14 protein-coding genes are annotated in these 15,282 nt (G+C 65.4%); 4 read left to right on the top strand and 10 right to left on the bottom strand.

Annotated elements, in window-relative coordinates; all coding sequences use genetic code 11:
• Positions 1-91: 91 nt before the first annotated feature.
• The 5 genes from zomB to glf are packed head-to-tail and all read right to left on the bottom strand — an operon-like array spanning position 92 to position 6,733.
• Positions 92-2,134 (bottom strand): flagellar motor control protein ZomB, encoded by a 2,043-nt coding sequence (gene zomB / locus B4393_RS21340; protein ID WP_413816160.1) that lies wholly within the window; start codon positions 2,132-2,134, stop codon positions 92-94.
• Positions 2,112-3,026 (bottom strand): decaprenyl-phosphate phosphoribosyltransferase, encoded by a 915-nt coding sequence (locus B4393_RS21335; protein WP_078335781.1) that lies wholly within the window; start codon positions 3,024-3,026, stop codon positions 2,112-2,114. Before B4393_RS21335 ends, zomB begins: the two co-directional genes overlap by 23 nt.
• Positions 3,023-3,586, bottom strand: a complete 564-nt coding sequence (locus B4393_RS21330) for a phosphatase PAP2 family protein (protein WP_078335780.1) — start codon at positions 3,584-3,586, stop codon at positions 3,023-3,025. Before B4393_RS21330 ends, B4393_RS21335 begins: the two co-directional genes overlap by 4 nt.
• Entirely contained in the window at positions 3,583-5,535 is a 1,953-nt protein-coding gene (locus B4393_RS21325; RefSeq protein ID WP_078335779.1) for a glycosyltransferase, read from the bottom strand. Before B4393_RS21325 ends, B4393_RS21330 begins: the two co-directional genes overlap by 4 nt.
• Positions 5,528-6,733 (bottom strand): UDP-galactopyranose mutase, encoded by a 1,206-nt coding sequence (gene glf, locus B4393_RS21320; RefSeq protein ID WP_078282061.1) that lies wholly within the window; start codon positions 6,731-6,733, stop codon positions 5,528-5,530. Before glf ends, B4393_RS21325 begins: the two co-directional genes overlap by 8 nt.
• Positions 6,734-7,007: 274 nt before the next feature.
• Here glf and B4393_RS21315 point away from each other — a divergent pair, with 274 nt between their 5' ends.
• Positions 7,008-7,817 carry a hypothetical protein gene (locus tag B4393_RS21315; protein WP_078335778.1) on the top strand — a complete coding sequence of 270 codons (810 nt, stop codon included), beginning with the start codon at positions 7,008-7,010 and terminating at the stop codon, positions 7,815-7,817.
• Between the two features lie 200 nt (positions 7,818-8,017).
• Entirely contained in the window at positions 8,018-9,769 is a 1,752-nt protein-coding gene (locus B4393_RS21310) for an N-acetylmuramoyl-L-alanine amidase (protein WP_078335777.1), read from the top strand.
• Between the two features lie 34 nt (positions 9,770-9,803).
• On the opposite strand, the gene B4393_RS21305 is transcribed toward B4393_RS21310, so the two are convergent.
• Genes B4393_RS21305 through B4393_RS21290 form a run of 4 tightly spaced genes read right to left on the bottom strand, consistent with a single transcriptional unit; the run spans position 9,804 to position 13,002 of the window.
• Positions 9,804-10,622, bottom strand: coding sequence for an HAD family hydrolase (locus tag B4393_RS21305; protein ID WP_078335776.1), 819 nt, complete (start codon positions 10,620-10,622; stop codon positions 9,804-9,806).
• The gene (locus B4393_RS21300) at positions 10,619-11,383 is read right to left on the bottom strand and encodes a lysophospholipid acyltransferase family protein (RefSeq protein ID WP_078335775.1); all 765 of its coding nucleotides are present in this window, start codon (positions 11,381-11,383) and stop codon (positions 10,619-10,621) included. Before B4393_RS21300 ends, B4393_RS21305 begins: the two co-directional genes overlap by 4 nt.
• Positions 11,384-12,181 (bottom strand): lysophospholipid acyltransferase family protein, encoded by a 798-nt coding sequence (locus tag B4393_RS21295; RefSeq protein WP_078335774.1) that lies wholly within the window; start codon positions 12,179-12,181, stop codon positions 11,384-11,386. It abuts the gene before it with no gap.
• Positions 12,182-12,228: 47 nt separating this feature from the next.
• Positions 12,229-13,002 carry an SDR family NAD(P)-dependent oxidoreductase gene (locus B4393_RS21290; protein ID WP_078335816.1) on the bottom strand — a complete coding sequence of 258 codons (774 nt, stop codon included), beginning with the start codon at positions 13,000-13,002 and terminating at the stop codon, positions 12,229-12,231.
• 44 nt (positions 13,003-13,046) lie between these two features.
• Here B4393_RS21290 and B4393_RS21285 point away from each other — a divergent pair, with 44 nt between their 5' ends.
• Both B4393_RS21285 and B4393_RS21280 read left to right on the top strand, forming a co-directional pair.
• Complete coding sequence (locus B4393_RS21285) at positions 13,047-13,769, top strand: aminoglycoside 3'-phosphotransferase (protein ID WP_078335773.1); 723 nt, start codon at positions 13,047-13,049, stop codon at positions 13,767-13,769.
• A 47-nt stretch (positions 13,770-13,816) separates the two neighbouring features.
• Positions 13,817-14,380 (top strand): CHAP domain-containing protein, encoded by a 564-nt coding sequence (locus tag B4393_RS21280; RefSeq protein ID WP_078335772.1) that lies wholly within the window; start codon positions 13,817-13,819, stop codon positions 14,378-14,380.
• On the opposite strand, the gene B4393_RS21275 is transcribed toward B4393_RS21280, so the two are convergent.
• Positions 14,381-15,274: a LysR substrate-binding domain-containing protein gene (locus tag B4393_RS21275; RefSeq protein WP_078335771.1), complete on the bottom strand. Its 894-nt coding sequence runs from the start codon at positions 15,272-15,274 to the stop codon at positions 14,381-14,383.
• Between the last annotated feature and the right edge of the window lie 8 nt (positions 15,275-15,282).

Raw genomic sequence — 15,282 nt, 5'->3', positions numbered from 1 at the left:
TCGTATCGCCGTGACGGGGCCGCGGCGTTACCTAATTGGGATCTCAAATCGGATACAGAACGGCCGCTTCGAGGGTTCGGACGAGAACGCGCTAGGGACCGGTTGCCGGAAGCCCAGTGTACTGGGGAGTGTCCAGTTTCGGCATCGGTAGACCGCATCGCACCAGTTCAAAGCGCGGAACACGGTCAATGCGATAGGTAGTGAACTCGTACGAGTGCAGCAGGTTGGACAGGAACAGCCGCGGTGACAGCGGTTTGCGCACCGCACTGAGCATCGCGTCCGTCTGCGGGCATTTGAGCGCCTCGACCGCCTCGGCCACCCAGTCCTGGTCGATGTACCGAGGGATGTACGGATAACGCTTGAGCCAGGGACCATCGGCGATCATCCAGTCCGGGAACAGGTTCTTGTCGTGGCCGATGCGTCCGTCGGTGATGCGCGCGGTATGCGCGGCCAGTGGATTGGCCAAGCCGATCTGATCCACGATCCGCACGTCCAGACCCAGGTTCATGCCGAGCATGCCCAGGTTGGTGAACAGCACCGCGTGCGGCCCGCGGTAACCGGGCGGGATCGGCGGCGGTGGCGGGATGGCCGGTGCCACGTCCCACTGGTCGTAATTCCCCGACGGGAGCAGCAGCGCCCCGTCTGGCGTGTTGTCGATCGCCACCAGCACCGCCCGCATACGCGGGTAGTTCAGGTAATCCGCGGCGGTCAAGGGATGGGCGACACCGGTCGCCTGCGCATAGAAGCGCCGCTCATCGACGATGCCGCTGTAGGTGACCTTGGTGCCGTCACCCCCCATGCCCGGGGAGTTGGCCACCCACACCGACCAGCCCGCGATGCCGGCGAACAGCCCGACGGTGGCCGCGGTGAGCAGGCGAGCCTGCTTCGGGCTGAAGGCCGCACTGTCCGGAGCCGCCAGCGGAACCACCGCGATCGGCAGCAGCAGACAGAACACCGGGGTCAGCAGCACCCGCGCGTGCATGAAGTCGCCACCCTGACGTATCCAATACACGCCCTGGATGAATCCGCTCGCGAGCATGAAAATGACTACCGCCGTGGGGTTTTGCACGAGACGCGCCAACCAGCCGTAGCCGGGAGCCGCCACCTGACGCACCCACCACTGCCCGCGCCGGGCCTGATAGGCGGCCACACCGAGGGCGATGAGCAGCACCGCCGGGATCCAGATCAGGTACGGGGAGTTCATGTTCTGCAGATAGACGAAGCCCTGTCCCCACTTGGAACCCGAGGCATCCTTGGCGATCGCGGTGCTGGGCACGAGAAGTCCGTAGTAGCCCATCCGGAAAATTTGGTACAGCACGGGCAGTGCGCCACCCGCGACCACGATCCACACCCGGCTCATGAAGCCGCGGGCGGCGATCAGCATCATCACCAGGAAGCCGCCGCCGATGAGCGCCAGCTCCGGGCGGATCAGCACACTCAGGCCTGCCAGGAAGGCCAGCCCTATGGTGAACCGCTTACTGAGAACGTCTTTCTGGTTCCCTTGAGCATTCTTCTGGGCAGCGTGGACGATCCGGGGGTCCACCGGCTGATGCGGGCCACCGCGCCGATCAAGGGTCACCGGTGCGCGCACCGCCTGCGCCCAGATCACCATCATGAGCCACAGCCCACCCAAATATGCCAGCACCAAACCGTTTTCGAGACCGGAGGTAGCGAAGTCACGGGCCGGGGGAATGGCGATATAGACCAGCATTCCGGCCGGGACCATGACGGCCGCGCGCCCGGCAAGAAGGGGCGCGTACAGCCGCGCGGTGCCCAGGATGGCCAGGGCCACACCGACCAGGCTCAGCACGAGCGCCATCGTCAGCGCCACATACTCCAGGCGCACGCCTCCACCGGCCCAACCGCCCAGGTACGTCAAATACGTCCACACCGTGGAGGTGTTGGCCTCCACCCGCTCGCCCTTGTTGAACACGGGCCCATTGCCCGCCAGCAGATTTCGCACGGTACGCAACACGATGAGGCCATCGTCGGCGATCCAGCGACGCTGCCAGGCACCCCAGCCGAACAATGCGACCACGGTGAAGACGCTGACCCACACCGTGAAGCGGGTCAGCCCATTGCTAGGACCCTGCGCCCGGGTCCGCTCCGTGTTAGGAGAAGTAGAAGGCCGCACCGAGCGATCCGATCCATGCGACGAACAGGAACTGAAGCACCCTGTCCCCCAAAGCGATCTCCTCGGGCTCCCCCGCCTCGCCCCCGTCGACGTCCACCGCGTAGCGCAGGATCGCGACGGTGAACGGAATCATCGAAGCCACAAACCAGGATCCGGCGCGATGATCGCGTTCGAAGGCCCACAGCCCATAACAGACCACGATGGCAGTGGCCGATAGCGTCCACACGAAACGCAGGTAGCTGGAGGTATATCCCTCGAGCGACTTACGGATCTTGGCACCGGTCTTCTCGACGATTTGCAGCTCGGCGTATCGCTTGCCCGCGGTCATCATCAACGACCCAAAGGCCATGATCAGCAGGAACCACTGCGACAGATATACCCCGGCGGCCACGCCACCGGCGATAGCACGGATCAGATACGCCGAAGACACGATGCAGATATCGATCACGGGCTGGTGTTTCAGGCCGAAGCAGTAGGCCAGCTGAATGGCGATATATATCGCGATGACGACGACCAGGTTCGGATTGACCTGAGATGCGATGCCCAGGGATCCGGCGGCAAGCACCACCGCCAGCCCGTACGCGGCGGGTATTGGCAGCACACCCGCGGCGATCGGACGGAAGCGCTTGGTCGGATGCTGCCGATCTGCCTCAACGTCGCGCGCGTCATTGATCAGGTAGATCGACGAGGCGGCCATGCTGAAGACCACGAATGCGACACCGACCCGGATGAAGACTCCGCGATAGTCATGCGGCGGGATGTCACCGAGGGCAGCCAAGGGCGCCGCGAAGACCAGGACGTTCTTCACCCACTGACGCGGGCGCACGGCCTTGATGATCCCCGAGGCGAGATTCTTCGGTGGGCCCGCAGTCGGAGCCGCTTCCTCACTCATCGCTGTTCCTCCTTGGACGCCAGGCGGGAATCCGCCTGGCGGACGGCCGCACCGATCAGCGCACCGAGCACGGCGCCGGCGGCCACATCTGTGGGGTAATGCACGCCAAGAACCAACCGCGACAATGCCATCGGTGGAATCAACAGCGCTGGCAGCGGCAGCCCGGTCAGCGGCGCGAAAAGCACCGCGGCCGCCGCGGTCGAGGTGGCATGCGAGGAAGGGAAGCTCAGCCGGCTCGGGGTGCTGACGTTGACCCGGACCGCCTCGTGGCTGGGACGACGCCGGCGCACCAGGCGTTTGATGATGACCGAGGCGGCGTGGGCACCGAATGCGCCGGCGCCCGCTGCCAACCAGCTGCGACGACGGGGCTTATCTCTCCAGTTGATGGCGGCGCCGATCAGCGCGGCAGCCACCCATCCGATGCTGTGTTCACCGAAATGCGAGAGACCGCGCGCGGTGCTGAGTACGCCGGGCTTCCCGGCGAGAGCCGACTGCACGGCGACGAGAACCGCGGTCTCTCCCTGAGGTGCGGTGACCTCGCCTGGCAGCGGACCTGTCATGCACTCACCCCGGGGTTCACGGGCTGGGACGCCGAGTTGTCCTTGCCAATCCCCAGGATGCTCTCCCACTGCTCTTTGCTGGTCAGCGTGGGCAGCGCCTTGCGGTAGGTCTTGCGCATCTTGTTGAAACTACGCATCAGCTGCAGGTGGCGACGCAGCGACGCGCGTAGCAGCGCGAACATCTTGGCGCGGTCGCGCTGGCGGTACACCACGCCCCGCCCGTCGGCGGTGGTGACGGTGACGCCGTCCATACCGCACAGGAGGAACCAGCGGGCATCCTGAGTCGCGACATTCAGCTCCGGGCGCACGTGATGCGCGGGGTTTTCCTTCTTGAGCTGGTGGATCACCCCTCGGGAGAGCCGGAAACCAATGGCAGGCAACGACACCGGCGGTTTGTGTACCTTGCGGCGGCCCGACGGCGCGGGCAGCGCAGTGGCGGTCTGCAACACCACGGCGTCGGGGAATTCCTGGCGCATGCCGCGCACCTCGGGCAAGGCCGACTCGAGGATCGAGGCAATGTGCTCGGGGCCCGCCAGGAAATCGTCGATCGCCCGGTTTTGGATAGCGACCGTCGAGTACTCCAGGCACATCAGATGTTTGATGGTGGCCTTGACCATGCTGGCCAACAACCCGCGAATGCTGTTGTCCCAGTGCAGGGCAGCCACCACCAGCCGGTTGCGCAGGTGGAAGTAGGCCTGCCAATCGATGGCATCGTCCTTGTCGCTCCAGGCCATGTGCCAGATCGCGGTTCCCGGCATCGAAGCGGTGCCGTAACCATGCGCGTTGGCGCGGAGCCCGTACTCGGCGTCATCCCACTTGATGAACAGCGGCAGCGGCTGCCCCAATTCCTCGGCGACAGCGCGCGGGATCATGCACATCCACCAGCCGTTGAAGTCGACATCGATGCGGCGGTGCAGCAGCTTGCTGCGCTCCTTATCGATGTCGTCCAGCGCGAACTTGGCAAAGTCATGGTCGTACTCGGCGAACGGCGCATTGGTCCACATGAAGTTGTCCCGATTGACCACTTCGCCCATCACGTGCAGGTGTGACGGCTCCTGCAGGTTGAGCATCTGACCGCCGACAAGCATCGGCGACTTGGCAAATCGGTTGAGCGCCAACGCGCGCAGGATCGAGTCCGGCTCGATCCTGATGTCGTCGTCCATGTAGAGGATCTGCTCGCAGTCGGTGTTCTTGAGCGCCTCGTACATGACTCGGCTGTAGCCGCCCGAACCGCCGAGGTTCGGCTGGTCGTGTACCCGGAGTCGACCCTCCAGCGGAGCCGAAGCGGCCGCCCATTCGGGGTGGTCCTTGACCTTCTTGGTGCCCTGATCGGGAACGATGACGGCCGTGATCACCTCGTCCACCAATGGATCCGAGGTAAGTGCCTTGAGCGCGTTCACGCAGTCGCTCGGCCGGTTGAAGGTGGGGATGCCGACAGCGACGCTGGCCCGGCCGGGCGCGGCGATCGGCGCGTACCAGCCCGCGTTGTGCAGCGCGACCTCGGTGTCACTGGTGATGTCGAACCAGATCCAGCCGCCGTCTTCGAAGGCGTCCAGACCGATCTCGAACTCGATGACCGCACTCTCTCCGCTGAACTGAGTGCCGCCCACGGTGATTCGCGCCCCGGTGGCCTTGGTCCGGTACACGTCGACGCGGCCGGAGCCGGTCAGCTCGAGGTGCAGCACCACATTCTCCAGCGTCGACCAGCGACGCCAGTAGCTCGCCGGGAAGGCGTTGAAGTACGTGGCGAACGAGACCTCGGACTCCGAACCGATTTCCAGCGTGGTGCGGGTGGGCGCGTGCGCACGCCGGTCATTGGTCTCGGACTCGACGATGTAGAGCTTGCGCACGTCGAGCGGCTCGCCCGGCCGCGGCAGGATCACCCGGGACAGCAGGCTCACCGCGTGCGACTCGGTCGAATCGATGGGGCCGAATGGAATATCACTCATTGTCGTCACCTCCGGACAAGGGTGCACCGTCGGCCAGATGCGGCGCCAGCACGTTGTCGTACATGCTCAGCGCACTGGCGATCGCCATGTGCATGTCGAGATATTGATAGGTACCCAGCCTGCCGCCGAACAGCACCTTGGCCGACGCTGTTTCCTGCTTCGCACGGGCCCGATAGGCGGCCAGGATGGCCCGATCGGATTCTGTGTTGATCGGGTAATACGGCTCGTCGTTCCCCTCAGCGAACCGCGAGAACTCCCGCATGATCACGGTCTTATCCGTCGGGTAGGCCCGTTCCGGATGGAAATGGCGGAACTCGTGGATTCGGGTGTAGGGCACGTCGGCATCGTTGTAGTTCATCACCGGGGTGCCCTGGAAGTCGCCGGTGTCAAGCACTTCCACCTCGAAATCCAGTGTGCGCCAGCCCAGCTGGCCGTCCGCATAGTCGAAGTAGCGATCCAAAGGTCCGGTGTACACCACCGGGGCGGACGGGTTCGCGGTACGGAGGTCTTCGCGGACCTCGAACCAGTCGGTGTCCAGGCGCACCTCGATCCGGTCGTCGGCCGCCATGTTCTGCAGCCACGCCGTGTACCCGTCGACCGGCAGGCCTTCATAGGTGTCGTTGAAGTACCGGTTGTCGAAGGTGTACCGCATCGGCAGCCGGGTGATGTTCCCGGCGGGCAGCTGCTTGGGGTCGGTCTGCCACTGCTTGGCGGTGTACGCCTTGACGAACGCCTCGTACAGCGGGCGCCCGATCAGCGATATCGCCTTCTCCTCGAGATTGGTGGCGTCCTCGGTGGCAATCTCGGCAGCCTGCTCGGCGATCAGCGCGCGAGCCTCGTCGGGGGTGAAGTAGCGGCCGAAGAACTGCGAGACCAGCCCCAGGCCCAACGGGAACTGGTAGGACTGCCCGTTGTGCATCGCGAAGACACGATGCTGGTAGCCGGTGAACTCGGTGAACTGCCGCACGTAATCCCAGACCCTCTTATTGGAGGTGTGGAACAGGTGGGCGCCGTACTTGTGTACCTCTATACCCGTCTGTGGCTCCGGCTCGGAGTAGGCGTTACCACCGATGTGGTGGCGGCGCTCGACGACCAGCACCCGCTTGTTGAGTTGGGTCGCGGCACGCTCAGCGATAGTGAGGCCGAAAAACCCGGATCCGACGACGATCAGGTCGAACTGCTGGTTTTCTCCGGTCACGTGCAGTCAGGGTACTGGACCGGCATCGCAAGCCCCTGACAGCGACATCCGCCCCGGCAAGAACGAGTGCGCCGGGGTTCGCAGGTACGGATCCGGTCGCGATTGGCTCACGATTTGATTTCGTCCCACTAGTAACACCAGTAACTCTGGTTACCATCGAATACGTCGGTTCCGGTGCCGATCCACCGATCCGACACTCGCGGGAAAACCTGCGACAGCACACGCAAAACCGCAGAACAACATAAGTGATCGACCCGATATTGAGGAGACTTCCGTGCCTAACAGTCGCCGCCGCCGGCTTTCGACAGCCTTGAGCTCGGTCGCCGCGCTGGCCGTTGCAAGTCCGTTTGCCATTGCCCTCGCGACCAACATGACCCAGGCAGCCGCGCCCGCACCCGTACAGCATGAATTCGTACAGGCCGCGATCGTGTCGGACCTGCCCGGTGAGCTCATGGGTGCAGTTCAACAGATGACATCGCAGTTCGGCGTGCAGATCCCCGGGCTGTCCGGTCTCAACATCCCCGGTCTGGGCGGTGGCGGACTCGGCAGCCTCGGCGGCGCCAACCCTGCGCTCGCCCCCGGTGGCCTCACCACGCCGGGCGGCCTGACCAGCCCGTCGTCGTCACTGACGAACCCCGCACTGACCAGCCCGGGCCTCACCAGCCCGGGTGGGGCCACCACACCGAGTCTTACCGACCCGGCGCTGACCAACCCCGGTCTCACCAACCCGGCCGCTCCCGCCAGCACCCCGGGACTGACTCCCGCCGCGGGCACCGGCGCGACGGGCGTGAACCCGGCGCTGACCGATCCGGCCGCGGGGCTCACCTCCCCCGCGGGCGGAGTCCCGACCGCGACGAACCCCGCACTGGGCACCGGCCTGACCAACCCGGCACTGGCCGATCCCTCGCTGGCGGGCCTCGGTTCGCCCAGCGGCCTCGGTGGCGGCAGTGGATTGGGCGGCGGCAGCAGCCTGATCAGCGACGCGATGGGAGCCGTCAACCAGCTGGGAATCACCCAGGCGGTTGACCTGATCAAGGGCGCCATCCCGGCTGCCGCCTCCGCGGCGGCTCCGCCGGCCGGCTAGGTCAGACAACAAGCTAGGTAGCGAAACGGCACCGCAGGGCACAGAGGCTCTGCGGTGTCGTTGCGTGTGATCAACGTGTCAAACACCAAGATCGGCATTTGGCGCGTGTCGAATCACTAGTCACATTTGTCCCATACGTAACATCCCTGGTGGTTGTGTCGCTCCGTGCGGCACGTCCGGTGTGATCCAGGAGAGACGACGTGCCCATACGAGTCAGCAAGATGCCGATGAGACGGCAGCTTGCGATGGCCGTTGCCGCGACCGCGACGGTGATGACCGTCAGCGTCATCGATCACATCAAGTCCGACAAAGCCGAAGAGACTGCCATCACCTCGCAGTCCCTGCAGAACGCCGCGACCCATGACGTCCTGACCTCCGACGTCGGAATCCCCGGCCCGAGCACCCCGGCCACCGTGCACGACATCCACCAGGCCGACTCTTTCAGCCTCATCGCCGTCCGCGGCGCAGACCTCGGCGCCGTCGACCTCTCCGTGCGCGCACAGCAGACCGACGGCAGCTGGGGGCAGTGGTACGAGCTCGACCCCGTGGAATCGGGCGATCCGGTGGCCCAGAACAAGGCGATCCCCGCCGCGACGGAACCCGTGTTCGTCGGCTCCACCTATTCCGCCCAGGTCGCGGTGCAGCCGAAGTACGGCAAGAACGTGAAGTCGCCCAAAGCCGATAACGGCCGGGCACCGGCGGACACCGGCTTGGGTTACCGGCCCGCGAGCATCGAACAGCCGCTGACCACCGGGCTCGACGCCATCCTCATCAGCCCCAAACTGGCACCGGCCGACGGGGCACGGTTCGAGGAGCGTTGGTCTGCGCCGGTGGCACTGCCCCAAGCGGGCCCACGAATCATCACCCGCGCCCAATGGGGCGCCAACGAATCGGACCGCTGCCCACCGGTTTACAACAGGGATGTGCGCGCGGGCGTGGTCCACCACACCGCCGGGAGCAACAACTACTCGCCCTACGATTCCGCCGCGATCATCCGGGCGATCTACGCCTATCACACCAAAACGCTCAAGTGGTGCGACATCGCCTACAACGTCCTGGTGGACAAGTACGGACAGATCTTCGAGGGCCGCTTCGGCGGTATCACCAATAACGTGCAGGGCGCACACACCGGCGGATTCAACGAGCACAGCTGGGGACTCGCACTGATCGGCGACTTCACCCGCGACGAACCCTCACCCGCGATGTTGCAGGCCGCCGGTCGCATGCTGGGCTGGCGCTTGCGACTGGCTGGGGTGGACCCGCGCGGACAGGTGGACCTGGCCTCCGAGGGTGGACCCTTCACCACCGTGCCCGGCGGCAAAGTCGTCACGCTGCCAACGATTTTCACGCACCGCGACGTCGGCAACACCGAATGCCCCGGTGAGGCCGCCTACCGATTGATGCCCCGGCTGCGTGATATTGCCGCAGGCGCGGCCAATGGCGAGCCCCCCGATCTGGTGGATTCCATTCGCGGCGGCGCCATCTACGACACCTGGATGCGGCTCGGCAGCACCGAAAGTGACCTTGGCGCGCCAACATCCGTCGAACAACAGGCTGCCGGGGATGCCCGCTTCGCCACTTTCCGCAACGGCGCGATGTACTTCTCGCCCGGCACCGGAACCCACCCCGTCATCGGTGCGATCTACCACGCCTGGGCCGAAACCAATTTCGAGCGTGGGCCGTTGGGACTCCCGATGAGCGATGAGATCGGCGAGCCGAACATCATCGTGCAGAACTTCCAGAACGGTTCGCTGATCTATGACCGGGCCAGCGGCCGGGTATCGAGTGTGATCAACGGCGAGACCCGCGAGATTCTCGGGGTGGCACCGGTGGCACAGAACGCTCTGCCCGAACAGTTCTCAGCCCCCGCCGCCCCTGCCGCACCGCCGCCCCCCGCGCCGGCTCCGCCGCCGCCACCGCCGCCTGTCGAGCAGTTCGCGCCCGCCGCCTAACGAGACAGCGGGCAAGCGTGAGGCCGTAACTGTCTCAACCCCACCAGCGTTCGAGTACCTTCGCCACCCCGTCGTCGTCGTTGGTGGCGGTCACCTCGTTGGCGGCGGCACGTGCCTCGAGGTGCGCGTTACCCATCGCCACCCCGTGACCGGCCCAGCGCAGCATCGCCACGTCATTGGGCATATCGCCAAAGGCGATGGTTGATTCCGGCTGCACCCCAGCCTGTTCCGCTACCACCGCGATTCCACTGGCCTTGCTGATCCCGGTGGGCATCACCTCGATGAGCCCGTTGTCGGTGGAGTAGGTGATCGCCGCGCCCGCCTCGGTCACCAAGGGCGCCAGTACCTCTGCCATCTCCGAGCTTCGTGCTCCAGCCTTGCGCACCAACAACTTCACCGCCGGAAAACTCAGCAGGTCCTCCAAGGACACCTCGGTATTGTCGGGGTTCAGCCAGGCGTGCTCGTAGCCGGGCGAGCTGACGAACTGTGGAGTGGCGGCATCATGTGCGCTGCGGCCGACGCGCTCCACCGCCAGGCCTACCCCCGGAATGGCCGCCTGCGCCACCTCGGCGAGGACCGCCAGCTCAGCCGGCCCGAGCGTGGCGGCCGAGATGATCCGATCATTGGCGGCGTCATACAAAACAGACCCGTTGGCGCACACAGAGATCGGCGCAAAACCAAGAGCATCGACGATCGGGGTGATCCAGCGGGGTGGACGCCCGGTGGCAAGCACGAACGTGGTGCCCGACTCGACCGCTGCGGTAATGACCGCACGGGTGCGCGCGGACAGGACCTCGTCAGAATCGATAAGCGTCCCATCCACGTCGGACGCGATAAGGACCGGAGGAGTCACGCGCGCCCCGGATCTGTCTTTTTCTGGGCCTTCTTACGCGCGCGTTCGGCCAGTTCCGCTTCCTCAAGCACCGCTGCCTCCTCCAGTGTGGGAGCGCTGCCACCCAGACGCCTCGGTAACCAGTATGCACCGGGTTCACCGGGATAGTCCTGCTGCGCCTGGATCAGCAACTGCTCCATGGCATCGTGCAATTCCGCGGTGGTGCGCTCAAAGTCCGGCGCGGCGTCCAGGGGCGCACCCACGGCAACGCTCACCGGTATCCTGCTGTACCTCAAGTCTTTTGGATGATCTTTGGTCCAGATGCGCTGCGCGCCCCAGACAATGAGCGGAACGATCGGCACCGCGGCCTCGTGGGCCATCCGCGCTGCGCCACTCTTGAACTCCTTGAGTTCGAAGCTGCGGCTGATGGTCGCCTCTGGATACACCCCGACGATCTCACCGCTGCGCAGGCTGTCCACCGCAGCCTGGTAGGCGCCGTGACCCGCGCCGCGGTCCACCGGGATCGCCTTGGCGTGTTTGATCAGGAAGTTCATGATGGGCACTTCCTGCATTTCTGCCTTGAGCATGAATCTCAGTCGCCGTCCTGCGCGCACGGTCGCCAGGCCCGCGGGGAGAAAGTCGACGTAACTGGTGTGGTTGATCGCGATGACCGCACCACCGCTGGATGGAACCTGCTCCAGGCCCCGATATCTGATCTTGGCCCCGGTGAGGAAGACCGCCGTGTTGGCCGTAATTTCGAGGAGTCGGTAAACCGGTTCCATCTAGCTTTCTTTCTGTGCCCCATCCTTCTGGGCCTGCTTTTCTGCTTCGCGAGCGGCGCGTTGTGCCTTGCGCTCGGCAGCGTCCTGGGCATCCCATTGGGCGGCCTCGGCCAGCGTTGGCGCCGACCCACCCAACCGATGCGGCACCCAGTACTCCCCGGCCGGGTGCTGGCCGTAGTCGTCCTGCACCTCCAGCAGCAGGTGCTGCATGCGTGCGTGCAGCAGCGCGGTGAGCTCCGAAACCGGCAGCGTTGGCTGGATCGGCGGACCCACGGCAATCGAGATCGGGGTGTTGGTGCGGCCGAGATTCTTCGGATGCCCCTTGGTCCAGATGCGCTGCGCGCCCCAGATGATGTGCGGGACGATCGGCACTCCGGCCTCAATGGCCATCCGCGCGGCCCCCGACTTGAATTCCTTGATCTCGAAGCTGCGGCTGATGGTGGCCTCCGGGTACACCCCGACGAGTTCACCCGCCTTGAGCTTCTCGACCGCCTCGGTATAGGACGCCGCGCCGTCGACGCGGTCCACCGAGATGTGCCTGCAGCCTCGCATGATGGGGCCGGTGATCTTGTTGTCGAAGGTTTCCTTCTTCGCCATGAAGCGCACCTTGCGTCCCTTCTTCTGAAGGAACGCCGGCAGCCCGGCGAAGGTGAAATCCATGTATCCGGTGTGGTTGATCGCCACCACCGCCCCGCCCTCGGTCGGCAGGTTCTCGACACCGGTGACGGTGAACTTCAGGCCCTGAATGGCCCAGACGGTGCGGGCAAGCCCGATCACCGTTCCATAAACAGGCTCCACGTGACGAGCCTAGCGCTGGCGGTCCGGCTTGCACACTCGATACCCGGCTAGCGCTGCACCCCGCCGCCGCCATCGGCGACGATCACCTGGCCGGTGATGAATGAACCCGCGTCCGACAACAGCAGCAGCGCGGGACCGATCATCTCGTCGGTGTGCGCCACGCGGCCCATGAAGGACTGCGCAGCCATCGCGTCGATGACCTCCTGCGGGTTCTGCTGCAGCATGTAGGTATCGACGGTGCCGGGGGCCAGCGCGTTCACCCGGATGCCACGACCGGTGTATTCGGCCGCCATCGACCGGGTGAAGGACATCAGCGTGGCCTTCATCGCGGCGTACATCGACAGCATCGGCACGTACTGGAATGCCGCCACCGACACCACGTTGAGCACCGAAGCGTGCTCGCTGGCGGTCAGATGCGGCAGCGCGGCCTGCACCAGGAACACGGGTCCGCGCACGTTGACGTCGAACGACTTGCCCAGCGCCTCGGGTGTGTAGCTGCCCATGGGCTGCGCCACCGGGTTGGCGGCCGCATTGACCACGATGTCCACGCCGCCGTACTCGTCGACCGTGGCGGCCACCAGGCCGTCGATATCGCCGAGGTCACCCATGTGGGCGGGCACGCCCAGCACTCGATACCCCTTGTCGTGCAGCTCCTTCGCCGCGGCCGTGCAGGCCTCGGCCTTCCGGCTCGACACCACCACCGACGCCCCGCAGGCGCCGAGGGCCTCGGCAATCGCGTACCCGATTCCCCGGGTGCCGCCGGTGACGATGGCCGTGCGCCCCGACAGGTCGTAGAGCGCTTGGAAGTCATTGAGGTTCACGTTCGGCACTCTATTCGGTTGACGACGCCGGGCAGACTGGAACGGTGACGATTCCGACCGAGCCGGCGACCATCCCCGAGGTCGCCACGCAGCTGGCCGCGGGGCGTCCCATACTGCCGGTGTGGGACAACGAAATTGGCGGCCACACCTTTCAACTCGGCACCGGGCCGGGCCGGGAGTTCGTGAAGGTATCGGCGCCCCACCCGGCCATTGACCTGCGCGCCGAGGCCGAGAAGCTCACCTGGGCGGGCCGCTACACGACGGTGCCCGCCGTCCTGGCGGTCAACACCGACGGTCCCCTGCACTGGCTGCACACCGCGGGCATCCCAGGCGATAGTGCGGTGGTGCCGCGCTGGATCGACGATCCCGAACCGGCCGTGCGCGCCATCGGATCCGGGTTGCGCGCGCTGCATGACCTGCTACCCGTCGGCGATTGCCCGTACAGCTGGTCGGTGGCCGACCGCATCGCCCGGGTGGCCAACCCTGCCGGACTCTCGGCGCACCCACCGATCGATCAGCTGGTCGTATGCCATGGCGACGCCTGCGCGCCCAACACCCTGCTCGACGACGACGGGAACTGGTGCGGGCATGTAGATTTCGGTGAGCTTGGGGTCGCGGACCGCTGGGCCGACCTCGCGGTCGCCAGCTGGTCACTGGAATGGAACTACGGCGGGGGCTGGGACGCCACCTTCTTCGAGGCCTACGGCGTACCCGAGGACCCCGACCGCGTGTCCTACTACCGCCGTCTTTGGGACTCCGAAGACTAATCCTGCCTGGAAGCAGTTCGGCGGCGAGTTTCCGTAATCTAGATCGCATGCGTCTTACGACCCGCCGAGCTCTGCTGCTGGTAGCGCTCGCCGCAACGCTCGTCGTTGTGGCCGGTGGCGCCATCGGCTTTTACCATTCTCGCACCGCCACGCCGGCGTTTCCCGTCATCGACACCTCGGCGTTGTCCCCGGGGCGAGCCGCCGTGGTGCGCATCCTCGGGGAGGAGTACGCCACCCAGGCGGGGATGTCGAAGTACTCCGAGGGCAATGACGAGCCCTGGTGCGCCGACTTCACCAGCTGGGTGATGCGCGCGTCGGGCAAGCCGTTCGCCAACCCGAACTCCGGACACTGGCGCATCCCCGGGGTGCTGACGCTAACCGCCTATCTCAAGGATGAGGGGCGCTACGAGGCGCCCGGCTACGCGCCCAAGCCCGGCGACATGGTGTTGTATGACAAACCGAGCCCCAAGGGGCAACACGTGAACATCGTGCTGATCAACGACAACGGCACCCTCACCACCGTCGGCGGCGGCGAGGGCCGGGGAGTCGGGTTATCGACCTACGTGGCCGCCGATGATTCGGGTATCACCGGCTACGGGCGCTACGAATAATCACGGCGCCACCGACCGCAGCAGGACCGGCATATCAGCGCGCTGCAGCTGACGCAGGAACTGCGACATCGCCGGAGAAACAATCGAATCCGCACGCCGGACAAACACCGTTTCCACGCGGGACCGCATCGGCGGCAACGGGTGCATACGCAGCAGCGAGGCACGCTGCGAGGCCATGACGACCCCTACCGGTAGCAGCGTGGCACCCATATCGGCCGCGACACAGCCCAAAATTCCTTCGAGGCTGCCGAACTCAAGAATCTGGGGATCGGCGATGCCCTGGTCGACGAAGATCTCGTGCAGCCGGGTGCGATAGGAGCAGCCATTGCGAAAGACGAGCATCCGAGCGGATGTACCGAAGACATCGCGAACGTCCGTGTGGCGCTGGGCAGTGACCAGGACCAGTTCTTCCACGAAAGCTAAATCCGTTGTCAACACATCATTTTCGACCGGTCCGCACACAAATCCACCGTCCAGCCGACGATCTATCACCATATCGATCAGCTCGGCGGTGGTGCCGGTAGCAAGGGTGAAGTCCACCCGCGGGCAGGCCACCGCGTACGCCGCCAGGACGCCCGGCAGGCGAAGACCGGCCGTGGTTTCCATGGATCCGATCGCCAACGTCCCAGTGGGTTCGGCCTCGTCACCGACCACTTGGGTTGCCTCTCTCAGCAGCGCCGTGATCCGCTCGGCGTACGGCAGAAAGGCCTCACCCGCGTTGGTCAGTGTCATGCCCCGGGCATGCCGCCGAAACAACTCGACGCCGAGCTCGTCTTCCAACGCCTTGATGTGGCTGCTGACATTCGACTGCACGGTGTGAAGTTGCTTCGAGGCATGTGAAATACCCCCGGCCTCGGCGACCGCGAGAAAATGCGTGATGTCACTGAGCTCCATATCTGGAG

This window comes from Mycobacteroides franklinii (assembly GCF_002013895.1).
GTDB lineage: Bacteria > Actinomycetota > Actinomycetes > Mycobacteriales > Mycobacteriaceae > Mycobacterium > Mycobacterium franklinii.
This window is presented reverse-complemented; position numbering and strand designations above follow the sequence as displayed.